General features: G+C 72.0%; 23 protein-coding genes and 1 tRNA gene. 13 read left to right on the plus strand and 11 right to left on the minus strand.

What is annotated here, in order from left to right:
- The first annotated feature begins 51 nt into the window (after positions 1-51).
- The 6 genes from ACTVAJ_RS26320 to pheA all read left to right on the plus strand — a co-directional run bounded on the left by ACTVAJ_RS26320 (position 52) and on the right by pheA (position 5,765).
- Positions 52-2,094, plus strand: coding sequence for a PAS domain-containing sensor histidine kinase (locus ACTVAJ_RS26320; RefSeq protein WP_470390963.1), 2,043 nt, complete (start codon positions 52-54; stop codon positions 2,092-2,094).
- 125 nt (positions 2,095-2,219) lie between these two features.
- Positions 2,220-2,819 carry an ATP-binding protein gene (locus ACTVAJ_RS26325; RefSeq protein ID WP_470390964.1) on the plus strand — a complete coding sequence of 200 codons (600 nt, stop codon included), beginning with the start codon at positions 2,220-2,222 and terminating at the stop codon, positions 2,817-2,819.
- A gap of 118 nt (positions 2,820-2,937) precedes the next feature.
- Positions 2,938-3,294 (plus strand): STAS domain-containing protein, encoded by a 357-nt coding sequence (locus ACTVAJ_RS26330; RefSeq protein ID WP_470390965.1) that lies wholly within the window; start codon positions 2,938-2,940, stop codon positions 3,292-3,294.
- Between the two features lie 4 nt (positions 3,295-3,298).
- Entirely contained in the window at positions 3,299-4,144 is an 846-nt protein-coding gene (locus ACTVAJ_RS26335) for a glycosyltransferase family 2 protein (RefSeq protein ID WP_470390966.1), read from the plus strand.
- Positions 4,145-4,180: 36 nt separating this feature from the next.
- A complete protein-coding gene (locus ACTVAJ_RS26340) occupies positions 4,181-4,807 on the plus strand; it encodes a DUF4446 family protein (RefSeq protein ID WP_470390967.1) in 627 nt (208 codons plus the stop codon).
- A 10-nt stretch (positions 4,808-4,817) separates the two neighbouring features.
- Positions 4,818-5,765 carry a prephenate dehydratase gene (gene pheA, locus ACTVAJ_RS26345; protein ID WP_470390968.1) on the plus strand — a complete coding sequence of 316 codons (948 nt, stop codon included), beginning with the start codon at positions 4,818-4,820 and terminating at the stop codon, positions 5,763-5,765.
- A 224-nt stretch (positions 5,766-5,989) separates the two neighbouring features.
- On the opposite strand, the gene ACTVAJ_RS26350 is transcribed toward pheA, so the two are convergent.
- Positions 5,990-6,172 carry a hypothetical protein gene (locus ACTVAJ_RS26350; protein WP_470390969.1) on the minus strand — a complete coding sequence of 61 codons (183 nt, stop codon included), beginning with the start codon at positions 6,170-6,172 and terminating at the stop codon, positions 5,990-5,992.
- A 148-nt stretch (positions 6,173-6,320) separates the two neighbouring features.
- On the opposite strand from ACTVAJ_RS26350, the gene serS reads away from it, so the two are divergent.
- Positions 6,321-7,598: a serine--tRNA ligase gene (gene serS / locus ACTVAJ_RS26355; RefSeq protein ID WP_470390970.1), complete on the plus strand. Its 1,278-nt coding sequence runs from the start codon at positions 6,321-6,323 to the stop codon at positions 7,596-7,598.
- 61 nt (positions 7,599-7,659) lie between these two features.
- Here serS and ACTVAJ_RS26360 read toward each other — a convergent pair whose 3' ends face one another.
- Entirely contained in the window at positions 7,660-8,196 is a 537-nt protein-coding gene (locus ACTVAJ_RS26360; RefSeq protein WP_470390971.1) for a bacterial proteasome activator family protein, read from the minus strand.
- A gap of 33 nt (positions 8,197-8,229) precedes the next feature.
- Positions 8,230-9,204, minus strand: a complete 975-nt coding sequence (locus ACTVAJ_RS26365) for an NAD(P)H-quinone oxidoreductase (RefSeq protein ID WP_470390972.1) — start codon at positions 9,202-9,204, stop codon at positions 8,230-8,232.
- Between the two features lie 184 nt (positions 9,205-9,388).
- Between ACTVAJ_RS26365 and ACTVAJ_RS26370 the strand changes: the two genes are divergently transcribed.
- From ACTVAJ_RS26370 to ACTVAJ_RS26380, 3 genes are all read left to right on the plus strand, one after another.
- On the plus strand, positions 9,389-11,044 hold the full coding sequence (locus tag ACTVAJ_RS26370; RefSeq protein WP_470390973.1) for a MinD/ParA family ATP-binding protein: 1,656 nt from the start codon (positions 9,389-9,391) through the stop codon (positions 11,042-11,044).
- 74 nt (positions 11,045-11,118) lie between these two features.
- Positions 11,119-12,051 carry a universal stress protein gene (locus ACTVAJ_RS26375; protein WP_470390974.1) on the plus strand — a complete coding sequence of 311 codons (933 nt, stop codon included), beginning with the start codon at positions 11,119-11,121 and terminating at the stop codon, positions 12,049-12,051.
- 118 nt (positions 12,052-12,169) lie between these two features.
- Positions 12,170-13,102, plus strand: a complete 933-nt coding sequence (locus tag ACTVAJ_RS26380; protein WP_470390975.1) for a universal stress protein — start codon at positions 12,170-12,172, stop codon at positions 13,100-13,102.
- A 345-nt stretch (positions 13,103-13,447) separates the two neighbouring features.
- Here ACTVAJ_RS26380 and ACTVAJ_RS26385 read toward each other — a convergent pair whose 3' ends face one another.
- On the minus strand, positions 13,448-13,942 hold the full coding sequence (locus tag ACTVAJ_RS26385) for a hypothetical protein (RefSeq protein ID WP_470390976.1): 495 nt from the start codon (positions 13,940-13,942) through the stop codon (positions 13,448-13,450).
- A gap of 235 nt (positions 13,943-14,177) precedes the next feature.
- The gene (locus tag ACTVAJ_RS26390) at positions 14,178-14,483 is read right to left on the minus strand and encodes a hypothetical protein (RefSeq protein ID WP_470390977.1); all 306 of its coding nucleotides are present in this window, start codon (positions 14,481-14,483) and stop codon (positions 14,178-14,180) included.
- Positions 14,484-14,524: 41 nt separating this feature from the next.
- Between ACTVAJ_RS26390 and ACTVAJ_RS26395 the strand changes: the two genes are divergently transcribed.
- Positions 14,525-14,983 carry a replication initiator gene (locus tag ACTVAJ_RS26395; RefSeq protein ID WP_470390978.1) on the plus strand — a complete coding sequence of 153 codons (459 nt, stop codon included), beginning with the start codon at positions 14,525-14,527 and terminating at the stop codon, positions 14,981-14,983.
- Positions 14,984-15,219: 236 nt separating this feature from the next.
- On the opposite strand, the gene ACTVAJ_RS26400 is transcribed toward ACTVAJ_RS26395, so the two are convergent.
- The 3 genes from ACTVAJ_RS26400 to ACTVAJ_RS26410 all read right to left on the minus strand — a co-directional run bounded on the left by ACTVAJ_RS26400 (position 15,220) and on the right by ACTVAJ_RS26410 (position 17,547).
- Positions 15,220-15,308, minus strand: a tRNA-Ser gene (locus tag ACTVAJ_RS26400).
- Between the two features lie 115 nt (positions 15,309-15,423).
- A complete protein-coding gene (alc, locus tag ACTVAJ_RS26405; protein WP_470390979.1) occupies positions 15,424-16,548 on the minus strand; it encodes an allantoicase in 1,125 nt (374 codons plus the stop codon).
- An 87-nt stretch (positions 16,549-16,635) separates the two neighbouring features.
- A complete protein-coding gene (locus ACTVAJ_RS26410) occupies positions 16,636-17,547 on the minus strand; it encodes a LysR family transcriptional regulator (RefSeq protein ID WP_470390980.1) in 912 nt (303 codons plus the stop codon).
- 112 nt (positions 17,548-17,659) lie between these two features.
- On the opposite strand from ACTVAJ_RS26410, the gene ACTVAJ_RS26415 reads away from it, so the two are divergent.
- Together ACTVAJ_RS26415 and dnaN are read left to right on the plus strand one after the other, a co-directional pair.
- A complete protein-coding gene (locus ACTVAJ_RS26415) occupies positions 17,660-18,118 on the plus strand; it encodes a DUF4442 domain-containing protein (protein ID WP_470391088.1) in 459 nt (152 codons plus the stop codon).
- A gap of 114 nt (positions 18,119-18,232) precedes the next feature.
- A complete protein-coding gene (gene dnaN / locus ACTVAJ_RS26420; RefSeq protein ID WP_470390981.1) occupies positions 18,233-19,381 on the plus strand; it encodes a DNA polymerase III subunit beta in 1,149 nt (382 codons plus the stop codon).
- A 387-nt stretch (positions 19,382-19,768) separates the two neighbouring features.
- Here dnaN and ACTVAJ_RS26425 read toward each other — a convergent pair whose 3' ends face one another.
- The 3 genes from ACTVAJ_RS26425 to ACTVAJ_RS26435 form a co-directional block, all read right to left on the minus strand.
- Entirely contained in the window at positions 19,769-20,581 is an 813-nt protein-coding gene (locus ACTVAJ_RS26425; protein ID WP_470391089.1) for a DUF2786 domain-containing protein, read from the minus strand.
- A gap of 88 nt (positions 20,582-20,669) precedes the next feature.
- Positions 20,670-21,110, minus strand: coding sequence for a hypothetical protein (locus ACTVAJ_RS26430; protein WP_470390982.1), 441 nt, complete (start codon positions 21,108-21,110; stop codon positions 20,670-20,672).
- Positions 21,111-21,308: 198 nt separating this feature from the next.
- Positions 21,309-21,815, minus strand: a complete 507-nt coding sequence (locus tag ACTVAJ_RS26435; protein ID WP_470390983.1) for an NUDIX hydrolase — start codon at positions 21,813-21,815, stop codon at positions 21,309-21,311.
- Positions 21,816-21,882: the final 67 nt, after the last annotated feature.

Raw genomic sequence — 21,882 nt, forward strand, 5'->3', positions numbered from 1 at the left:
GATTGCGCGAAGCCCTGCCACCGGGGCGCTTCAGGGTGGCACTATGACGAGGTGAGTTCCGAGCGCGCGCCCCTCAGCGCCGAAACCGTTCTGGCCGCGTCCGGGGACGCGGTGGTCGGTATCGACCGCGAACTCCGTGTCACCGTGTGGAACCCGGCGGCGGAGCGCATGTTCGGGTGGAGCGCGCAGGAGGCTGTCGGCGGCGAGGTGCCGTTCGTCCCCGCGGAGCTGTGGTCCGAGCACGGAGCGGTCCTCGAACAGGTGCGTTCGGGTACGCCCCTGTCCATCGTCACCCGCCGGGTGCGCAGGGACGGCACGGTCGTCGACGTGCGGGTCAGCACCAGCTGCGTCCTCGACGCCGACGGCGAGCCCCTCGGGTGGGTGCTGACCTTCCAGCCGTGCGAGAACGAGGCGCAGGTCCAGGCGGCGGCCATGGAGCGGGCGCGGCTGGTGCGCAGGCTCACCGACGTCGTGGTCGACATCAACGCCGACCTCAGCCTGAAGTCGGTGCTCGACCGGATCTCCCGGAGCATCACGGAGCTGACCGGGGCCGACGCGGGCGGTTTCGTCCTGCTCAACGAGGACCGCGTGGAGCTGGTCAGTCTCACCGACCTGTCCGACCGTCTCCAGGGCTTCAGCGCGCCCCTGGAGACGAGCCTGTTCGGCGAGCTGCTGCGCAGCGGCAAGTCGGTGCTGTTGGCCAACGAGGACACGCGCGGTCTCCAGGACCTGGTCTGGGCGGACCTCCCGGGGCTGCACACCATCGCCCTGTGCGTGTCCAACGTGCACGGGCGCCCCTACGGTGCCCTGTACGCGCTCTACAGCCAGCGCAAGGTCGGGCACGTGGAGCTGGAGCTGTTGGAGCTGCTCGCCGCGCACGCCGGGGTGGCGATCGGCAACGCCATGGCCTACGAGGAGCTCAACCTCCAGCGCGTGCACGAACAGGTGGTCGCGGACTCCAGCGCGGACGGGATCGCCGTTCTGGACTTCGGCGGCAGGGTCCGCAAGTGGAACCGGTCGGCGGTGGAGCTCACCGGCTATCCGGCGGAGAGCGTGGAGGGGCGGCACCCGCCGTTCCCCCTGCCGACCGCGCACGGCGAGCCGATCAAACACCAGCTCAAGGGCGGCCGCTGGCTGGAGATCCTCATGGCGCGTATCCCGCGCACCCACGAGTGGGTGGTGGACTTCCGCGACATCACCGCGCAGCGGGCGATGGAGGAGGAGCAGGAGTTCTTCCTGGCCACGAGCGGGCACGAGCTGCGCACGCCGACCACGGTCATCCACGGCCTGGCCACCACGCTCGTGCGCAAGTGGGGGAGGCTGAGCCCCCGCTCCCAGCGCGAGGCGGTCGGGACGATCGCGGACCGCTCGGCCAACCTGGTCACCCTGGTGGAGCGGCTCCGCCTCGGGTCGGACGCCTCGCGCGGCGAGCTGAACGTCGACCGGGTCCAGTTCGACCTGCGGGAACTGCTGAGGCGGGCGGTCCAGGCGTTCCGACCGCTGTCGGACCGGCACGACGTGGTCCTGGCCGCCGGCGAGGATCTGCCGATGGCCTTGGGCGATCCGCTGGCCACGGGCATGATCATGGACCAGCTCCTGGACAACGCGCTCAAGTTCTCCCCGGAGGGCGGCATGATCCACGTCTGCGCCCGCGCGGAGGACGGCGCGGCCGTGGTCGTCGTGGACGACGAGGGGATGGGCATGGTCGCGGGGGACGAGGAGCGGGTCTTCGGCCGGTTCGTGCGCTTGGGCGCGCGTGGCGACCGCAGTCGATTCGGCGGCCTGGGCCTGGGGTTGTACATCGTCCGCCAGTTGGCGCGGGAGCAGGGCGGTGATGTCACCGCGCACCGGCTGCCACGGGGGACGCGGATGCGGTTCACCGTTCCGGTGTGCCGCAACGGTGACGAGGAGGCAGCCGGATCCCGGGAGTCTTCCGAGGCGGTGACCGTACGCACGGGGACCGGGGACGGGAAGCCCGGTGCGGACCACTCACCTGAGTACCGTGAGGCACAAGAAACCACAAAAACCTCGAAAAGTCCCGAAGCCTTGCCGCGTCAGCGATCCACGTCCGCAGACGTGAGCCGTCGTCGTTGATTCACCTCGGTGAGGGTTTCCGCGCGTGGTGATCGGGGCATTTCCACCCCTGGTGGAATTCGCTGGCACACATCGGGCGGGTTCCGAACCGCCCGACGAAGTACCAACGCGCAGGGACGAAGGCCGTGTCAGGAGACAACACACCACTCGACGACGGGTCGTGCCCGTACCGGGTCGAGCGGAGCGTCACGCTTCCCTACGCCCCCATGAGCGTGACCGGTGCCCGCCAGCGGCTGTGCAGTGACCTGCGCGCCATGGAGATCGGTGCCGAGCGCGTCGACGACGCCTCCCTCATCCTCAGCGAACTCGTGAGCAACGCCCTCCGGCACGCGTCCCCGCTGCCGGACCCGCAGGACACGGTCGGCGTGTCCTGGCGGGTGCGGGTGGACCACCGGTCGCCGTCCGGCGGTTGGGTGGAGATCGCGGTCCGCGACGGCGGGTCCAGCACCATGCCGCGTGTGGCGCGCCCGTCCGTGTCCGGTCTGGGCGGGCGGGGACTGGGCATCGTCCAGTCGCTCGCCGGCCAGTGGGGCACCGAGATGGACGCGACCACGACCACGGTCTGGGCGGTTCTGGACATCGGCGTCGACGACCTCTCCCCCGGTCGTCTCGCCGCCCTCGGCCACCGCTCCGCCGACACGCGCCCGGACCCGGCCCCCGACGACGTGGTCGCGGTGCGCGCCCAGGTCCGGGAGAGCGCCCCCGCCTGGGGCGCTCTGCTCTGAGCGGTCGCGGAGTCGGGCCGGAGTCCGCCCGGGGAGTCACCCGGAGGAACGTGACCGATGTCGCGAAACACCGTCAACGAGGTGGCCCGTGGCTGGTCGGGACGCTACAGTCACGACTGTGGAGTTGAAGATATCAAGCCGATCTCAGGACGACCTCGCGGTGGTAACCGTGGGCGGTGAGATCGACCTGTACACGGCACCCCAGTTGCGCAGCGGCCTCCTGGAGGCCCTGGAGGGCGGGGCACGGCGGCTGGTCATCGACATGTCGCGGACGGAGTTCTGCGACTCGACCGGTATCAGCGTGCTGCTGTCCGCGATGAAGCGCTCCCGTGACAAGGGGGGTGACCTGGAGCTCGTGGCACCGAAGGCGGCGGTCGTGAAGGTTCTGGAGGTCACCGGACTGAACGAGGTCTTCACCATCCACTCCGGGCTCGACGCGCTGCCGGTGGCCGCGGGGACCGGCACGGTCAAGTAGCCGGGTGACCGTGGGCCGGGAACAGACCGGCGACCCCGCGGGGGTCGCCGTGGTGATCGCCGCCAAGGACGAGGCGGCCAGGATCGGTACGACCGTCCGCGCCGCGGGCGCGCTGCCGGGGGTGGACTTCGTCGTCGTCGTCGACGACGGCTCCGCGGACCGCACCGCCGACGTCGCGCGCGACGCGGGGGCCCACGTGTTCCGGCACGGCCGCAACCGGGGCAAGGGCGCGGCCATGGAGACCGGTGCGGAGGGCGTGCGCGCCATCGAGGCCGCCGAGGCGGTCGGGGCCGGCCGCCCGCCGCGTCACCTCCTCTTCCTCGACGCTGACCTCGGGGTGACCGCCGAGAGGGCGGAACCGCTGGTCACGCCGGTCCTGGAGGGGCGGGCCGACATGACGATCGCCTTGTTCCCCGCCACCCGCATGCGCCTGGGCGGCCACGGGTTCGTGGTGCGACTCGCGCGCGGCGGCGTGCGGCGGGTCACCGGCTGGGAGCCGGAGCAGCCGCTCAACGGTCAGCGGTGCCTGACCAGGGCGGCCTTCGAGGCGGCACTGCCGCTGGCGTCGGGCTTCGGGGTGGAGACCGGCCTCACCATCGACGTGCTGCGGTCGGGATTCCGGGTGGTCGAGGTCGAGGTGCCCCTGGAGCACCGGGCGACCGGCACCGATCTTCGCGCGCAGCTGCACCGGGCACGGCAGTTCGCGGACGTCGCCAGGGCGCTCGCCGTGCGGGAGTTCCGGCCGACGGTCCGGCGCCAGTGGGACCGTGCCCGAGGAAGAGCCCGGTCGACCAGGGGAGATCTTTCCCGAAAAGTCGGTCAAATTACTCGCTCGAATCGCCGCGAGTAGCTCCATCCGTGCTTTGTGTAGCGATACGCTCGCGCTGTGTTCACAACGATCCTGACTTCGATAGGCATGCTCACTGGTGTGGGTGGGCTCATCCTCGGCGGGTACGCGCTCGTCCGGGCCCGGGAGATCAGTGGTGACTCCCGTGCGCTGGCCGACCGCGCGGTCTCGGTCAACGCCTCCGGTGTGGACCCGCGTGCCGTGCGCGACGTCGCGGTCCTGCACTACGACGCCCTGGAGGAGATGTCGGGCGCGCGCTCGTTCTCCCTCGCGCTGCTCAACAGCGACGGTGACGGCGTGGTGCTCACCTCGATCAACGGGCGGACCGAGTCGCGGACCTACGCCAAGGAGATCACCCGCGGCGAGGCGGACACCCTGCTCAGCCCGGAGGAGTACCGCGTCATCCGGTCCGCGCGCCTGGGCAACGGGGTCGGCGCGTCCGCCGCCCCGACGGCGGACGCCGCGGTCGTCCGGCCCCGGGACGGCGGCGGGAACGGGGGCCGCTCCCGCGACGCCGTCGCCGAGGAGGTTGCGGTCACCGTGCTCAGGGCCGACGACATGTCCGACACGACGGCCGCCCCCGATGTCTCCGGGAGCGACCCGGTGGGCGATCCCGCGGTCGCGCCGACCCCCGGGGCACGAGCGCGCACGACTCCGTCCGTATAGCCTGAACAGCATGCCCAACCGTTACGCCTACCTCGGCCCCGAGGGCACGTTCACCGAGGCCGCGCTCCGTGCCCTGCGCCCCGACGCGCCCGAGGGCGCCCGTGTTCCCTGCCAGGGTGTCGCCGGAGTCTTCGACGCGGTGCGTGCGGGCTCCGTCGACGGCGGCGTCGTGCCCCTGGAGAACTCGGTCGAGGGCGGGGTCACCGCGACCATCGCCGAGCTGATCAACGGCGATCCGCTGGTCATCACCGGGGAGACCGCCGTTCCGGTGGAGTTCGCGCTGTTCGCGCGGCCGGGAACGGTCCTGGAGGACGTGAAGAGGGTGGCGACCCACCCGCACGCCCTGGCCCAGTGCCGGGGCTGGCTCGCACGGCACCTGCCCGACGCCGACACGCACACCGTCTCGTCGACGGCCGCGGCGGCGCGCTCGGTGGCCGAGCCCGGCGCGCCCTACGACGCGGCGATCTGCGCCGTCATCGCCGGGGAGCGCTACGGCCTGCACGCGCTGGCCACCGGGGTGGGTGACCGGTCCGACGCCGCCACCCGGTTCATCTACCTGTCCAGGCCCGGCGCGCTGCCCGAGCCCACCGGATCCGACCTGACGTCCCTGGTCGCGTTCATCAACGACGACCACCCGGGCGCGCTGATCGAGGTGCTCAACCAGTTCGCCGTGCGCGGGGTCAACCTCACACGGCTGGAGTCCCGTCCCACCGGCGACGGTCTGGGCAGCTACTGCTTCTGTATCGACGCGGAGGGCCACGTGGCCGAGGCACGGGTCGGTGAGGCGCTCATGGGCATCCGCCGCGTCTGCCGGGACGTGCGCTTCCTGGGCAGCTACCCGCGGAGCGGCAGGGCCACGGAGATCGATCCGCCGCTGCGGCCGCGTCCGACGACGGACGCCGACTTCGCCGAGGCCGAACGCTGGCTCGCGCGGGTTCGCGCGGGGTACGTCGACTAGGCGTGTTCTTGGGGTCCTCCGCTTCGCTCCGGACCGGGTTCGGGCGCCCGGAGGACAGGGGTTGTTCCTCCTCGGCCGCGCCTGCCGCTCGTTCCTCGCTCGCGGCTCGCCTCGTCGTGCACCACCCTGTCGGCGCCCGGGTTGTGCTTGTTCCGGTCCTCCGCTTCGCTCCGGACCGGGTCCGGGCGCCCTCTGGACAACCGCTCCGGGGGACACCGCCCGGATCAGTCGTCGGCGGGGTCGGGGAGGCCGGCTCCGGCTTCGTCGAACAGCCACTCCTCCGCCGCGGCGCGGCGCAGCTCCAGGTGGAGGGCGAGCCGGAGGGCGGTGTCCTCGGGCCTGGACTCGTCCAGGGCGCTCAGGGCCTCGCTGAGCTCCTCCGTGCTCATCTCGCTCAGTGGCTTCACGCTGTGTCTCCCCACGGTCGGTGTGCCGACGGTCGCGACCGCGCCCGAACGGCCCTGTCGTGGAGGAGGACGTTGGTTGCTCTCGGTTATGACGTGACTACGGAAAAACGTGTCGGTCCGGAGCGGGCCGGGCGGTAACCTGCAAGACGTGATCGACCTTCGCGCTCTTCGAGAAGACCCCGAACGACTCCGTGCCTCGCAGCGGGCCCGCGGGGAGGACGCCTCCGTCGCCGACCGGCTGCTCGGACTCGACGCCGACCGCCGAGCGGCGCTCTCCCGCTTCGAGTCCCTGCGCGCCGAGCAGAAGAGCGTGGGCAGGTCCGTCTCCAAGGCCTCACCGGAGGAGCGCGAGGAGCTCCTGACCCGGGCCAAGGCGCTGGCCGCCGACGTCAAGGAGGCGGAGGCGGAGGCGGGTCGGCTCGCCGACGAACTGGACGCGGTGCTCTCGCGCGTGCCCAACATCGTGCAGGAGGACGCCCCCGAGGGCGGTGTCGACGACTTCCGGGTCATGGAGACCGTGGGCGAGCCGCGGAGCTTCGACTTCACCCCCCGCGACCACCTGGAACTGGGCGAGATGCTCGGAGCCATCGACATGGAGCGCGGAGCCAAGGTCTCCGGCGCCCGCTTCTACTTCCTCACCGGTGTGGGTGCCCAGCTGGAGCTGGCACTGCTCAACATGGCGATGAACCAGGCGGTCCAGGCGGGCTTCACCCCGATGATCCCGCCGGTCCTGGTCAAGCCCGAGACCATGGAGGGCACCGGCTTCCTCGGCGAGCACTCCGACGAGGTCTACCGCCTCGGCAACGACGACCTGTACCTGGTCGGCACCTCCGAGGTGCCGCTGGCCGGGTACCACGCCGGGGAGATCCTGCCCGCCGACGCCCTGCCGAACCGCTACATCGGCTGGTCGCCGTGCTTCCGCCGCGAAGCGGGTTCCTACGGCAAGGACACCCGCGGCATCATCCGGGTCCACCAGTTCAACAAGGTGGAGATGTTCGTCTACACCCACCCGGACCGGGCCGACGAGGAGCACCTGCGGCTGCTGGCCTGGGAGCGGGAGATGCTCGACAAGCTCGAACTGCCCTACCGCGTGGTGGACATCGCCGGCGGCGACCTGGGCACGAGCGCGGCGCGCAAGTACGACTGCGAGGCATGGGTCCCCACCCAGGAGACCTACCGCGAGCTCACGTCCACGTCGAACTGCACGGACTTCCAGTCGCGCCGGCTCAACGTGCGCTTCCGCGACGGTGAGGGCAAGCCGCGGTTCGCCGCCACCCTCAACGGCACGCTCGCGACCACCCGGTGGATCGTCGCGATCCTGGAGAACCACCAGCGCGAGGACGGCTCCGTCGTCGTCCCCGAGGCGCTCCGCCCCTACCTGGGCCGCGACGTCCTGGAGCCGGTGGCCGCGCCGAGGAAGCGGTAGCGGGAGCCCGGAACAGCACGGAGCCCGTCCCCGTCCGGGGGCGGGCTCCGTCCGTGTGCGACTACAGGTAGGGGCCGCCCGCGGACATGCCGCCCTCCTCGGGCCCGGCCGAGCCCTGGAGACCGGAGACACCGGGCGGCAGCGCCTTGCGCATGTTCTCCAGTTGGGCGCGTGCCGCCATCTGCTGGGCGAAGAGCGTGGTCTGGATGCCGTGGAACAGGCCCTCCAACCAGCCGACCAGCTGCGCCTGGGCGATCCTCAGCTCCGCGTCGCTGGGTGCGCTGCCGTCGGCGAAGGGCAGGGTCAGCCGCTCCAGCTCCTCGATGAGCTCGGGGGCCAGGCCGTCCTCCAGCTCCTTGATCGAGGAGGTGTGGATCTCCTTCAGCCGGGCCCTGCTGGCCTCGTCGAGCGGAGCCGCCTTCACCTCGTCCAGGAGCTGGCGGATCATGCTGCCGATCCGCATCACCTTGGCGGGCTGCTCCACCATGTCGGTGAGGGTGCGCGGCTCCTGGTGGCCGTCACCGTCCTCCGCGTGGGATCGGTCGGAGCCCACCACGAGGACGTGGGGTTGTTCGTTGTGGTTGTCTGCGCTGGTCATCAGTCCCCTTTGTCGGATGTCGTCGGCGCACGGTCACCGGGTGAGCAGGATCTTGCCCGTGTGCGCGCTCGATTCCATGACGCGGTGCGCCTCCGCCGCGTCCCGCATCGACATGACGCGGTCGATGACGGGCCGGACGGCACCCTTCTCTACCAACGGCCAGACCTCGTCCCGTACTCCCGCGGTGATGGCCGCCTTCTCCTCGACGGGGCGGGAACGGAGTGTGGTCGCGTGTACCGAGAGCCGTTTGGCGAGCATGCGGCCGAGGTCGAGTTCCGCGCGGCGGCCGCCCATGAGGGCGATGACGACCAGTCGCCCGCCGGTCCTGAGCGACCGCAGGTTGGCGTCCAGGTAGGAGCCGCCCATGAGGTCCAGGATCACGTCGGCGCCGCCCTCGGCGCGCACGCGCTCGGCGAAGTCCCCGGTGCGGTAGTCGACGGTGATCTCGGCGCCCAGTTCACGGCAGGTACGCAGCTTCTCCTCACTGCCCGCTGTGACGGCGACCCGAGCCCCCAGGGCACGGGCGAACTGGATCGCGAGGGTGCCGATGCCGCTGCCGCCGCCGTGGACGAGGACCGTCTCCCCGGCCCGGAGGCCGCCCACCATCACCAGGTTGGACCAGACGGTCGCCGCCGCCTCGGGCAGCGCGGCCGCCTCGGTGAGGCCGACCCCTCTCGGTACCGGAAGGAGCTGGCCCACCGGAACGGCGACGCGCTCGGCGTAGCCGCCGCCGGAGAGCAGGGCGCACACGGGGTCGCCCACGGACCATCCGGAGTCCTCGGTCCCGGGACCGAGCGCGGCCACCGTGCCGGAGCACTCCAGCCCCGGGTACTCGGGGGCGCCGGGCGGCGGCGGATAGGTGCCCTGGCGTTGGGCGACGTCGGCTCGGTTGACCGCGCTCGCGGTCACGTCCACGAGGACCTCGCCCGGTCCGGGCGCCGGGTCGGGAACCTCGGACCACGACAGGACCTCGGGTCCGCCGGGTTCGGTGATGCGCATCGCGTACATGAGGCAGACAGTACCCAGTGAGGGACGTCGGTGGGTCCGGGGAGCCGTCCGTATCTCCCGCCCCACCGGCATGCTTTGCTTGGCGTGTGCGGGTATGAGTGGCACCGGGGACACCCCCGACCGTTCCCCCCGCGGGGCCCCTCCCCCTCAGTACACCCCTTGACGCCTCTTGAGGAGAACTCTGGTGGCACACCAGGAACAGAACGGGCCGGACCGCAGCTCCGGGACGGGACCCGACCCGCACGACGAGGAGCGCGCCGAGCCGCTGTGGGCACCGCCCCCGGAGGCCGCGGAGGGGGCCGGGGACACCGAGGGGGAGAGCGGGTCGGATCCCACCGGTCCTCCCCCGCCGTTCCCGGACGACCCCTCCGAGTCCGCGCCCAGTCCGCGCGAGCAGTGGTTCGGGGGGTTCGAGGTCCCCGCGCCCCCGCCGCCGCCCTATGCCCGGCTGCCCGAGAGCGCACCGCCCGCGGAGCCCGCTGAGGAGGAGGCGGGGCTCCCGCAGGACCCGTCACCGGGCAGGTCGGTACCCGACAGGCCCGCGGACGAGGGGCGCGTGTCCGGGTCCGCTGAGGCCGCCCGAGGGGCCGGGGAGGAGTCGCCGACCCCGCGCGAGCGCCCGCGGCGTCCGCTCCGGCCGGAGCGGGCCGACGGGTCGGAGGCGCAGGGCCCGGACCCGCTGGCGCCCCGACGGCTGCGCCCCGACCCCGACGTGCCCGAACCCGAGCAGCTGCCGCCGCTGGAGGTCGAGCCCGCGGATCCGCCGACACCCGGCCCGGCGCCGGACACCGACGGGGCCATCACCCCGTGGCGGCCGACACCGCCGTCGTTGACCGGACCGCGCGCCGCCGTCCCACCCGTGCCGCGTCCGGCGCCGGACACCGGAGGCCGTCCGGGAGGGGACGGGGGTGAGACCTCCGAGTCGCTCAACGCCGCCACCCTGGTCCGCAACCGCAGGCAGGGGCCGAGCGGAGGATGGCGCAGGGCCGTGCACACGGCGACCCTCGGCCTGGTCAACCCCGGGGAGTCGGCGCGGGTGCTGCGCCAGAGGGAGCTCGTTGCCCGCGCCTGCACACCGGTCGCGTCGGGGCACCACCGCGTGGCGGTCCTCAGCCTCAAGGGCGGGGTCGGCAAGACCACCACCTCGGTCGCGCTCGGGGCCACCCTGGCCTCCCTGCGCGGTGACCGGGTACTGGCCGTGGACGCCAACCCCGACCGGGGAACCCTCTCGGACAAGGTGCGTCTGGAGACCGCGGCCACCATCCGCGACCTGCTCAACGAACGCCATCTCGTGTCCCGGTACGCCGACATCCGCGGCTTCACCTCCCAGGCGCCGAGCCGGTTGGAGATCCTCGCCTCGGACCGCGATCCGGCGGTGTCGGAGGCGTTCAGCGAGGACGACTACCGGGAGGTCGCGCGGATCGTCGAGCACTTCTACTCGATCTGCATCACCGACTGCGGGACCGGTCTGCTCCACTCCGCCATGAGGGGGGTGCTCGGCCTGGCCGACCAGGTCGTGCTGGTGAGTTCGGCGTCGGTGGACGGGGCGCGCAGCGCGAGCGCCACCCTCGACTGGCTGGAGGCGCACGGTCACGTGAAGCTCGTCCGGGGCGCCGTGGTCGTGCTCTCGATGGTCCGTTCCAACAACCGGAGCAGTGTCGACCTGGGGCGGTTGGAGGAGCACTTCTCCGGACGGTGCCGCTCGGTCGTGCGGGTGCCGTGGGACGGCCACCTGGAGGAGGGGGCGGAGGTGGATCTCGACCAGCTCTCCCCCGCGACCAGGGACGCCTACCTCCGCGTGGCCGCGAGCGTCGGTGAGGGCTTCGCCCGCCGGGTGTGAGCCGGTCGGCGCGCGGTGGTCCCGGTTTCCCCGCCCCGGGTCCCGACAATGAAGGGGAGTGGAAGGGGATGAGGATGAGCGCAGAGGAACGACCGGCCGCCGTCGTCGTGGGGGTGGACGGTACGCCCGCGGCCCACGCCGCGCTGGAGTGGGCCGCGCAGGAGGCGGTCAGGCGCGGGGCGCAGCTGAGGATCGTGCACGGCATGGGTCAGGACTCCGTGGTGGCGCACGGCACCCCGGAGCACCGTCTGGCGGTCGAGGACGCGCGCCGGTACGCGCGGGGCCTGCTGGACGACGGCGCCGCCCTGGTGCGGAGCACACATCCGGGGGTGGACGTGGTGACCGTCCTGGCCGCGGAGGACGCGCCGGGCGCGATCATGGCCGAGGCGCGGCACGGCGACGTGATCGTGGTCGGCTCCCGCGGGTTGGGCGCGGTGCGGGCGATGCTGCACGGGTCGATGAGTCCGCGGGCGACGTCGGAGGCGCCGTGCCCGGTGGTGTTCGTTCCGGCCCACGAGGACGAGCCCACCCCGGTGGCGGGGCCGCGGGAGCCCGCGGGGCGGATCGTCGTGGGGGTGGACGGCTCCGACTCCTCGCGCAGGGCGCTCCGTTTCGGACTGCACGAGGCGCTGCTGAGCGGTGCGTCGGTCGAGGTGGTCAACAGCTGGGAGGTGCCGCTGCCCGCGGACGTCTCCGCCCTGGAGGCCGACGCCCGGGAGGCGCACGAGGAGGTGTTCGACCGCCAGTCGGAGGAGATCGTGGCGGGGGTGCTCGCCGAGGTGATCGACGACCAGACGGAGAACCTGGACATCAGCGCCGTGCGGATGCAGGCCGACCCCGTGGAGGCGTTGCTGGAGGCGGGGCGCAGCGCCGACCTGATCGTCGTGGGGTCGCGCGGCCGGGGCGGGGTGAGCGGTCTGCTGCTGGGTTCGGTGAGCCGGGGGGTGCTGCGCCACGCGCTCGTCCCGGTCGCCGTCCTGCCGCCGCACTCGGAGGACACGGACTGAGGGGGCGCCGCGCGTCCGCGGAGGGCGGGGTGGATATTGGGAGGGCGGGGCGACCGTGCCGTTCCCGGGCGGCGGGGGCCCCTCCGGTGATGATGGGGACAGATCCGAGGAGGGAACCATGGCAGGCAAGGTGGAGCACACGCCCCAGGTGATCGTGGGCGTGGACGGGTCGGAGAACGCCCGTGCGGCGTTGGCGTGGGCGGTGGCCGAGGCCGAGCGCAGGGGGACGCCGCTGACCATTCTCTACGCGTTGGGAATGCCCCTGGTCGTGACGGCCTACGGCGGCCCGGTCCGCTTCCCCCCGTCGGAGGAGATCTCCGGTCAGGCCACGCACGTGCTGGAACGGGCCGTGGAGTACGCGCGGGCGATCGCGCCGTCGGTGACGGTCCGGACCCTGACCGCCATGGAGGAGGCGCCGCTGGCGATCATCCGCCAGGCACACCCGGGGGACCTCATCGTGGTCGGAACCCGGGGCATGGGTTCGGTGGCGTCGATGTTCGCGGGGTCGGTCAGTGTCCGGCTGTCCGGGCACGCGCCGTGCCCGGTGGTGGTCGTGCCGATGGGGGAGACCGGTAAGCCCGCGAGCACGGCGCTGGACCGGATCGTCGTCGGGGTCGACGGGTCGGAGAACTCCCGGAGGTCGCTGCGTCTGGCCGTCGACCTGGCGAAGGAGAGCGGCGGCGAGGTGGTCGTCGTCAACAGCTGGGAGGTGGCCTTCCCCTACGATCCCGTCGGCCTGACCGCAGCGGGGTACCAGTTGCAGGACGACGTGTTGGACCAGAAGTCCCAGGAGCTCGTGGCCGAGGTGCTGGCCGACGTCATCGACGAGCAGCGTGAGGACGCGGGGGTCCGGGTCAGCGTGGTGCGTACCCAGGCCGGCGCGGTGGACGCGTTGATCGAGGCGGCCCGTGGGGCGGACGCCATCGTCGTGGGCTCGCGCGGGCGGGGGAGTGTGCGCGGGCTGCTGCTGGGGTCGGTCAGCCAGGGGGTCCTGCACCACTCGTCGGTCCCGGTGGTGGTGCTGCCCAAGCACGCGGAGGAGTACACGTAGGGGGTTTGTTCGCGGCGGTGGCGGGAGCGGACGATCCGCTGCGGAGGTAGGCGGACTCCCGTCGGACCCGCCAGTCGCCGCCAGGCGTGCGAACGGTCTCTGACCTCCGGGTGTGTCCCGAGATCAGGGGCCGTTCCCCGGCACAGGGCGCGGGAGGCGCACCCACGGAGCCGCGTTGGCCGGGCTCCTCGGGGTGACCGGTCGTCGGACCCGGAAGACGGTCGCTGACCCGGGCTGGAGCGCCTGCGGCTTCCGGTCGGTCCCGGGGTCCTCCCGGCGCCCTGTGCGATGAACGTGCGATGGGGACAGGTGTTTCCGTCACTCGCCGAACAGGCACGCCGTGGCCTACGGCGCCCGCCAGAACTGGGCAAGGTACTGTTCGCGACCTTCCAGTGCCCGGTGGGCCTCGGCGAACTCCACGCTGTCGACGTCGTCAAATCGCCCGAAGAGCTCGTGGTACGCCTTGCTGACCATGCGGCGGTTGCGGTGCGCGACGCGGACCCGGTAGCGGCCCGGGGCGGGGAGCGTGAGCAGGCCGTGTTGCGCGCCCGCGGTGATCTCGTTGACGCCGACGACCCCCGTGGCGATTTCGATGACGGCGGTGTGCGAGCCTTCCCAGTCGTCTCCCCGCCAGGCCGGTTCACTCGCCCAGGACTCCAGCTCCAGGCGGACGAGGACGTTGTTCTGGAGGCTGTGGAAGTAGACGGAGCGCTCGCCGAAGCTGAAGTCGTTGCGTCCGGGAACGCGAGCCGTGTCGTCGGTGTCCTCGCAGTCGAAGATCTGGAAGATGCCGTAGTCGGGGTAGACGAGTGTGCTGTTCCGGCCGAGGAGGCGGCTCATATGCCTGCTCCGTCTCTGGGGTGGTGGGAGAACGGAGCGTAGACCGCGGTGCCGTCAAACCACTGGAGCCCCCTTCCCCAGCCGCGGTGTTCCGTCACCACGGTCTCGGCCCGAGGCGCCCGACAGTGTTGGGGCCGGTAACCCAGGACAGACACCTTCGCCGTCGGGTGCCCCGGGAGTCGAACACGCCAGAAGCCGCCGCCCGCCACGCGGAGCCGGAACCGGTCCTGCCGGGTCAGCCCCGGCGCCGGGGCCGGGCGGCGGCGCTGACGTCGTCGCCCAGACGGGTGTCGGTGCCGCGTTGTCGTCGGCGACGCTGCTTGGGCTCCTCGTCTGTGGATGAGGTCCTCTGATGCGCACGGAACTGGGCCCACATCGCTCGGTACAGCATGGCGACGAACACCACTATGAGCGCCCAGGCGATCGTCACTCCGTACGGCTTGCCGCCCACGGAATGCGGTGTCACGACGAGAACGATGTTCACGGCGAGCACACCGATCAGGGCCATCAGAGGCCACAGCTTCGGTCGTTCGGGTTCCATGCGGTGGGGGTCTCCCGCTCTGTGGTCGTGGGGGTGGGTTGATGCCGACTCCTACCGGTAAGTCGACCCGTGCCGAACGTCTGGCGCGACCCCTGGCCCGCGAGGTCGCCGAACAGGCGGCTGCCGACCACGGGGTGTGCATCCGCCCGGTCTCCCTTCGACGCACCGACACCACCACCGGTGCCGCCGGGGTCGTGGACGTCCCCTGCGGGTCCACGCTCGAACCCCGGTGCCCCGCCTGCGCCCGCCGGAAGCGGTCCCTGCGGCGGACTCAGGGTGAGGAGCGTCGGCACCTGACCTCTGCACCGGTGGTGGAACCTGACCCGCCCTCCGAGGCGCAACGCTCGCGGGTGGAACGACGGGCCGCAGTCACGGCTGGGAGGGAACGGCTGGCCGCGTGCGGGGACGCCTTGGCGGAGGAGTGGGCCGAACTGGACGGACTCCCCACAAGCTCCGGCACACCGCCGTGGCGCCCGCTGTCGCGGCCGGTGCCGGTGTGAAGGTCGTCCCAGCGATGCTCGGCCACAGGCCGCGACCATGACCCCGGACCGGTACGGGCACCTGCTCCCGGAACGCCTGGAGGAGGCTCGTCGGCAGGTCCTCGCCGTCTGAGATCGTGAACGACGAAGGCCGGTGGTTCCTCGGCCCGTGTGCACCATATGTGCATCGGACCCGAACCACCGGCCTTCGGTGTCCTCGCCGTGAGCCGCCGACCTGCGGCGACTCACGGTCTCGGCGGAGGGTGTGGGATTTGAACCCACGAAGTCCCGTCAAGGACTTGGTGCTTTTCAAGAGCACTGCACTCGGCCGCTATGCGAACCCTCCCGGGGAGCTCTGGTCTCCGTCAGTCATGGTAGGGCATGGCCCGTGAATCCACACCCCGGTATGCTCGCGCCCCCGACGCCGGTCACGCGGCGTCGGGGGCGCTCCGGCTGGTGGGTCAGCCGGTGAGGGACTCCCAGCGACCGGCCAGGGCAGCGCGGCCGGTGTCGGTGAGGGAGCCGAGGACGTGCAGGCGGGCCATGCCGCCGTCCGGGAAGACGTCCGTGCGGACGTGGGTCGCGGTCACCGAGGAGTCGAGCAGGAACCGGTGGGAGCTGTCCGGCTGGAGCCTGGTGCGGCCCACGATCTCGAACCAGGTGTCCGGGTCGGTCTCGGCGTCGCAGCCGAGGATGGTCACCCACCCGGCGGAGTTGCCCTTCAGGTAGGCGGTGTCCAGCTCGATGGCGCGGACCGACGCCTGCGCTGTGAGGCGGAAGCGCACCCAGTCGTTGTCCTTGTCCCGGCGGCGCCGGTTCTCCCAGCCGTCGTCCATCTTGGCGGAGCGGCCCGGGGCGATGATGTTCTCCGGCGGCGAGTAGAACCGGTCGGAGGCGTCCTCGACCAGGCCGCCGTTGACCAGGGCGGCGACGTCGAAGCTGTCCAGCGCGGTGAGCCAGGCGGGGTCGGCGACCGGCTCGCCGTACACGCGCAGGCGGGCGACGCCGCCGTCGGGGAACTGCTTGAGCCGCAGGTGCGTCCAGCGGCGCTCCGCGGTGACCTCGAAGTCGTTGGCGGCGTGCCCGTACACGTGGGTGCGGGGCACGATCTCGGTCCACTCGGCGGCGAGGAGTTCCTCGGTGGAGGGCGTGCCCGCCAGGTGCGCGGCCTCGACGCTGACCTCGGTCGGGTGGTTGCCGCGGAAGTGCGCGGTGTCCACCACGAGGCCCCGGACGACGCCGGGCAGACCGAGGCGGACCAGCGCCCAGTCGTGGTCGTCGCTGGTCGGGTGCGGCTGATCGGCGCTCACACCGCGGCGGCGGCGGGTCTCCCACCCGTCCATGACCTTGCCCTTGTGGCCGAAGGCCTCGGGGTCGAACACGGCGGGTTCGGGCTTGAGCAGGTTCTCCCGCTCGGCGAAGAACTCGTCGTTGGCGGCGACGACACCGCCCCCCAGTCGGCGATCGGCGAGGTCGACGAGGGTGGAGAAGTCGCGCTTGGCGGAACGGTAGTCCGCGTAGGGGTCCCCTCCCTGGTACGGCTGGGCGTTGAAGGCACGCGGATCGACGGGGGCCGGTGCGGTCATGTCTCTCCTGAGGGTCGGTCGGTGCGGGCCTTTTCAGACTCGCAGGAGAAAACGGTCACGTCCATCGAAACTTTCTTCTCAGTCTGTTCATGAAGACTGAACGGTTGCGGCGGCCTCGCCCAGGGCCCGGGTGACGAGGGCGATCCAGGGGCGTTCGCGTGCTCCGGACCGGACGGCGGAGACCACGTGACGGCGCGGCTGGTCGACGGGCAGCACCCGGAGCGCGACGCCGGGGGTCCGTCCGGCGGCGGCCAGCCGGGGGATCAGCGCGACCCCCAGCCCGGCGGCGACCATGTCGAGGATGGCCCGCCAGTCGGCCGCCACGTGCGCCTGCTCCGGAACGAACCCCGCCTGGGCGCACGCGGCGACGGTGATGTCCCGCCAGGGGCCCGCGTCGCCGTAGATCCACGGCTCGTCGGCCAGGTCGGCCAGTCGTGGGCCGGGGGCGTTGGCCAGGCGGTGGTGGGCGGGCAGTGCCACGTCGAGCGGATCGGTGAGCAGCTCCGACCGGTCGAAGCGGCCGTCCTGGCCGGTGGGGGCTTGTGCGGCGAGGGAGAGGCCGATGTCGATCTCGCCGGCGGAGAGCAGGTCGTAGACCTCGGCCGCGTCGGCCTGGTGTACCCGGAGGGTCAGCCCCGGGTGGTCGCGTCGCAGTGCGCTGACCGCCGGGACCACGAGCCGTGGGATGGCCGTGGCGAAGGATCCCACGCGCACGTGTCCCGCCTCCCCGCGGGCGAAGCCCTCCAGCTCGGCCTCGGCCCGTTCGAGCTGGGCGAGGACGATGTCGGTGTGGCGGAGCAGTACGTGGGCGGCGTCGGTGAGGCGGACCCGGCGCCCGTGGGCTTCCAGCAGGGGGACGCCCGTCTGCGCGGACAGTGAGGACAGCTGCTGGGAGACGGCTGACGGGGTCATGCGGAGCGCCTCGGCTGTGGCCCTGACGGTGCCGAGTTCGTCCAGGGTGCGGAGCACGCGCAGTTTACGGAGGTCCCAGTCGGTCATCTCCCAGAACTACCATTCACATCGGCTTAACGGAAAGTCCGTGGAGAGTGGAGACTCTCTCCTGGGTGGCGCCGCCACGTTACTCGGGAGTAACATTGTCGCCATGGCAAAGATGAACGCCGAGACGGCGGAGATGGTCAAGTCCGGATTCCTGGCCGCGGTGCCCTTCGCCCGCACGCTCGGGGTCACCTTCACCGACCTCGACTTCGGCCGCGCCGTCATGCGCCTGCCCGACAACGCCGACCACCACAACCACGTCGGCGGGCCCCACGCCGGGGCCATGTTCACCCTGGCCGAGTCGGCCTCCGGGGCCATCGTCATCGGTACCTTCGGCGACCAGCTGGAGCGGGCCGTCCCGCTCGCGGTCAGCGCCGAGATCAGGTACCTCAAGCTCGCCATGGGCGACGTGACCGCCGAGGCCACGCTCGGGCGCGCCCGGGAGGAGATCGTCGCGGAACTGGACGAGGGCAAGCGCCCGGAGTTCCCGGTCGAGATCGAACTGCGCACCGACGACGGCACCGTCACCGGCCGGATGACGGTGGTGTGGACGCTGCGCCCCAACAGGAAGTGACCCGCTTCCACCCGGCTCTCTCGGCCCCGCCCGGACCCGCTCCGGGCGGGGCCGTCGATTGTCACCGCCGGTGGGTACGTTCACGGTGAACCGCCCTGACGAGGAGGATCCACCGTGAGACTGCGAGTAGACCGCGACGCCTTCGCCGAGGCGGTCGCCTGGACGGCCCGGGCGCTTCCCACCAGGCCCGCCGTCCCCGTGCTCGCGGGGATGCGGTTGGAGGTCTCCGGTGACGGGACCAGGCTCCACATGTCCGGGTTCGACTACGAGGTCTCCGCGCGCGCCTCGGTGGAGGTGCTCTCCGAGGAGTCCGGGGCCGCCCTGGTCCCCGGCCGGCTGCTCGCCGAGATCGTGCGGAACCTTCCGGAGGGCTCCGTGCGCATCGAGGCGGACGGGTCCAGGCTGCTCGTCACGGGCGGGGCGGCGCGCTTCACGCTCGTCACCATGCCCCTGGAGGACTACCCCTCCCTGCCGGGGATGCCCGACCGGATCGGTTCCGTTCCCGCCGACACCCTGGTCGCCGCGGTCCGCCAGGTGGCCCCGGCGGCGAGCCGCGACGACACCCTTCCCATGCTGACCGGCGCCTACCTGGACTTCTCCGGCGACACCCTGACCGTGGTCGCCACCGACCGCTACCGCATCGCCGCCCGCGAGCTGTGGTGGCGCCCCGACGACCCGGAGCTGGCCGCGGCGGCGCTGGTGCCCGCGCGCACCCTCAACGACATCGTGCGCGGTCTGATCAGCCAGTCCAACGTGGACATCGCCCTGTCCCCGGGCGCGGCGGGAGCCGGCACGGCTCCGGGCGAGGGCATGATCGGCTTCGAGAACGGTGAGCGCCGCACCACCACCCGCCTCATCGACAGCGACTTCGTCAAGTACGCCTCGTGGTTCCCCGCCGAGTTCTCCGCGCGGGCGGAGGTCGCGGTGGCACCGCTGGCCGCGGCGGTCAAGCGCGTGGCCCTGGTCGCGGACCGGGCGACTCCGCTGCGACTGGCCTTCTCCGGGGACGAGGTCGTACTGGAGGCGGGCTCGGGTGAGGACGCCCAGGCCGTCGAGGCGATCGGGGTCGACTACGAGGGCGACCCGCTGCGGGTGGCCTTCCGCCCGGACTACCTCATGGACGGTCTGGCGGGGGTGGAGACCGACACCGCGCGCCTCAACTTCACCGAACCGACCAAACCCGCCGTGTTCACCGACGCTCCGGCCAAGGAGGGCGACCGCCCCTCCTTCCGGTATCTGGTGCAGCCGCTGAGGCTTTCCTGACCTGGGATAACGCTCTTTCGTGCGACGTCTCCCCAGTTGTCCGCAAGTTATCCACAGGTTTGCGGCCATTCCTGTGGATAACCCAGGGTCATCGTCGTTCCGGAACCTCGAAACGGCTGTGGAAATCCTTCGCATATCCGCTTTGACATGCGATAACGGCGAAGTTCCCCAGAGGTGGGCGGCCTGTGGACAACTCGGTGGACAGTGTGCCCGCAGGCCCGCTCCCCGGAACGGTCACCCGAGGGGGCGCCGTTCGGGCGCCGACAGGGTTGTGCGCGACGGGTCGGGCCGCGGGCGAGGAACGAGCGGCAGGCGAGGACGAAGCGCCCCCGCCTGCGGGGCGACCGGACACGGGCCGAAGCGGAGCAGGGGACCAAGCGAAAACGGCTAGTCGCCGTCGGTCAGCGTCGACGTCCCGCCGCCGGACACGGGGGTCTCCAGTCCCAGTTCCGCCTCGCGTCCACGGCGGTATCCGGCGCGGTACCCCGCCGCGCTGTGGGTGCGTTCCGGGCGGTGCTTGCGCAGTTGCGGGAACTGTTTGTGGAACTCCTCGTTCACGCGGTGGACGTCGTCCCGCAGCACGAGTTCCGCGCCCCGACCCGATTCCGCCGCCTCGGTGCCGTTCGACGCGCCTTCGGGCGCATCGGGGGACGCGTTCTCGCGGAGGCGGGCACGGAACTCCCGGATCCGCTCGGCCACCGCGCGCCCGTAGGCCCGGACGAAGGAACGGTAGTAGCGCTTGCGCTCGGTCTCCAGCTCCGAACGCGTGTAGTTGCGCAGCTCCCGGATGTCGGTCACGTGCGACGAACTCATGAACTTCGCGGACGCCTCCATCTGCATCGAGATCGACGGCAGCAGGATCCGCAGCGCCTCCAGCGCGTTGGCCGTGCCCACGAGGATCATGGTGCGCTCGGTGGTGTCGGCGGTGTTGCCGCGTACGGCCGACTGGCAGCCGTACGCCGCGGCGATGTCGGCCAGTGCGCGGACCCGGGCCTTCCCGTGGCCGCCCACTCCGGGTACCGCGTAGTCCATGCGGCTGATCGCGTCGGGTTCCTCGCCCCGCTCCACCCGGGCCTCGGCCTCGGCGATCGCGTGGCGGGTCATCAGCTCGGCGGCCTTGGCGGTGAACGCCTGGCTCTCGGCATCGGTGACCGCGGGGTCCTCCGCCATCCGGAGGAGCCCGCGGACCCGCTCGACCATCTTCTGACGAGCAGCTTCAGTCATCGGCGCCCGGTTGTCTCCCGTAGGTGAGTGTTCTGGTTCCGCCCACGGGCGGAAAACACCGAGCCTAGGCGTTCTTGTTCCCGACCACCATCGCGATGACGCCGATGACCACCCACAGGACCAGGCCCACGCCCAGTCCGGCGAACACGGCGCCGAACAGCCCGCTGAAGATCGCGAAGCTGCCGATCACGGACGCGACGTAGCTCATCACGGCGGTGGCACCGCCGCCGAGCAGGGCCGGAGCGGTCGCGTAGCGGAACGGGTAGGTGGCGGCCCAGCGGCGGCCGCGGCGGTCGCCCTTCTTGCTGATCACGCCGCCGATGCCGCCGATCAGGGCGAAGAAGAAGACCCCGGTCGTCACGGCGCCGGGGATGCCGGACAGGCCGAAGTTCATCAGGAAGGACAGGGCGGCGGCCACCGAACCACCCGCGACCGACATCCCCCAGGGCCAGATCATCGTCGCCGAGGCGACGGGAGTGAATGCGTTACCGCGCTCCAGCGTCATGTTCACCGCTCCAGTCGAATCGTGTGACGTCCGCTCGTGGCACGGCCGTCCCCTCCAGCATGCGCCCCGCGGTCCGCCGGGACATCAGGGCTCGTCCCTGACCTTCCCCCCAATTCGCCCGCGCATGTCCGCCCACCGTCGACCCGTGGACGCACGGTGCGGTCCGCGTCCGGTGCCGTGCCTTCGGGGGTGTAACGATCAGGCGCCCGCGGGAGTGCCCGGACCAGCCCCGTTCCCGATGACGGCCAGGTCCCCGCTCAGGTGCGACCAGGTCGAGCGGAAGGCCGGGAGCAGCGGAAGCGACGCCGTCTCCGCCACGGGCACCCAGCGGATCTCCTCGCTCTCGGAGTTGCCGGGGCGGAACGGCACCAGGCCGGGGGTGCGGGCCAGGAAGGTGTCGTACCGCCACACGGTGAGGTCGTGCTCGTAGCTGCCGATGACGGTGAACTCGCCGAGGTCCCCCGCCACCTCCTCGCGGAACTCGCGCACGGCGGCCTCCAGCGGGGTCTCGTCGCGGTTGCGCGCCCCTCCGGGGATGCCCCAGGTACCGCCCATGTGGGTCCAACCGGCGCGGTACTGGAGGAGCACGTGCCCGGTCCCGACCATGTCCGTGGCGTACAGCAGCAGTCCGGCCGCGCCGTACACGCCCCACCTCCGGGTCCCGTCGGGCAGGCTCACCCAGCCGTTTCCGTCGCCGTCCTGCATCAGGACCTCCCTCTCTCGCGTCGCGCTCGACCGGCCGACCGGCCGTCCACCCTTCCCGGACAACGAT

It is taken from the genome of Nocardiopsis sp. KDC1DS13DA1 (assembly GCF_055632325.1).

What these genes read in the sequence shown, in the direction of transcription:
- ACTVAJ_RS26360 (WP_470390971.1), bottom strand. Translation starts at nt 8,196, where the DNA reads ATGACCAGCGCAGACAACCACAACGAACAACCCCACGTCCTCGTGGTG.
- ACTVAJ_RS26385 (WP_470390976.1), bottom strand. Translation starts at nt 13,942, where the DNA reads ATGAGCCGCCTCCTCGGCCGGAACAGCACACTCGTCTACCCCGACTAC.
- alc (WP_470390979.1), bottom strand. Translation starts at nt 16,548, where the DNA reads ATGACCGCACCGGCCCCCGTCGATCCGCGTGCCTTCAACGCCCAGCCG.
- ACTVAJ_RS26395 (WP_470390978.1), top strand. Translation starts at nt 14,525, where the DNA reads ATGCCGACTCCTACCGGTAAGTCGACCCGTGCCGAACGTCTGGCGCGA.
- ACTVAJ_RS26435 (WP_470390983.1), bottom strand. Translation starts at nt 21,815, where the DNA reads ATGCAGGACGGCGACGGAAACGGCTGGGTGAGCCTGCCCGACGGGACC.
- pheA (WP_470390968.1), top strand. Translation starts at nt 4,818, where the DNA reads ATGCCCAACCGTTACGCCTACCTCGGCCCCGAGGGCACGTTCACCGAG.
- ACTVAJ_RS26365 (WP_470390972.1), bottom strand. Translation starts at nt 9,204, where the DNA reads ATGTACGCGATGCGCATCACCGAACCCGGCGGACCCGAGGTCCTGTCG.
- ACTVAJ_RS26410 (WP_470390980.1), bottom strand. Translation starts at nt 17,547, where the DNA reads ATGACCGACTGGGACCTCCGTAAACTGCGCGTGCTCCGCACCCTGGAC.
- ACTVAJ_RS26375 (WP_470390974.1), top strand. Translation starts at nt 11,119, where the DNA reads ATGAGCGCAGAGGAACGACCGGCCGCCGTCGTCGTGGGGGTGGACGGT.
- ACTVAJ_RS26415 (WP_470391088.1), top strand. Translation starts at nt 17,660, where the DNA reads ATGAACGCCGAGACGGCGGAGATGGTCAAGTCCGGATTCCTGGCCGCG.
- ACTVAJ_RS26425 (WP_470391089.1), bottom strand. Translation starts at nt 20,581, where the DNA reads ATGGTCGAGCGGGTCCGCGGGCTCCTCCGGATGGCGGAGGACCCCGCG.
- ACTVAJ_RS26430 (WP_470390982.1), bottom strand. Translation starts at nt 21,110, where the DNA reads ATGACGCTGGAGCGCGGTAACGCATTCACTCCCGTCGCCTCGGCGACG.
- ACTVAJ_RS26380 (WP_470390975.1), top strand. Translation starts at nt 12,170, where the DNA reads ATGGCAGGCAAGGTGGAGCACACGCCCCAGGTGATCGTGGGCGTGGAC.
- ACTVAJ_RS26390 (WP_470390977.1), bottom strand. Translation starts at nt 14,483, where the DNA reads ATGGAACCCGAACGACCGAAGCTGTGGCCTCTGATGGCCCTGATCGGT.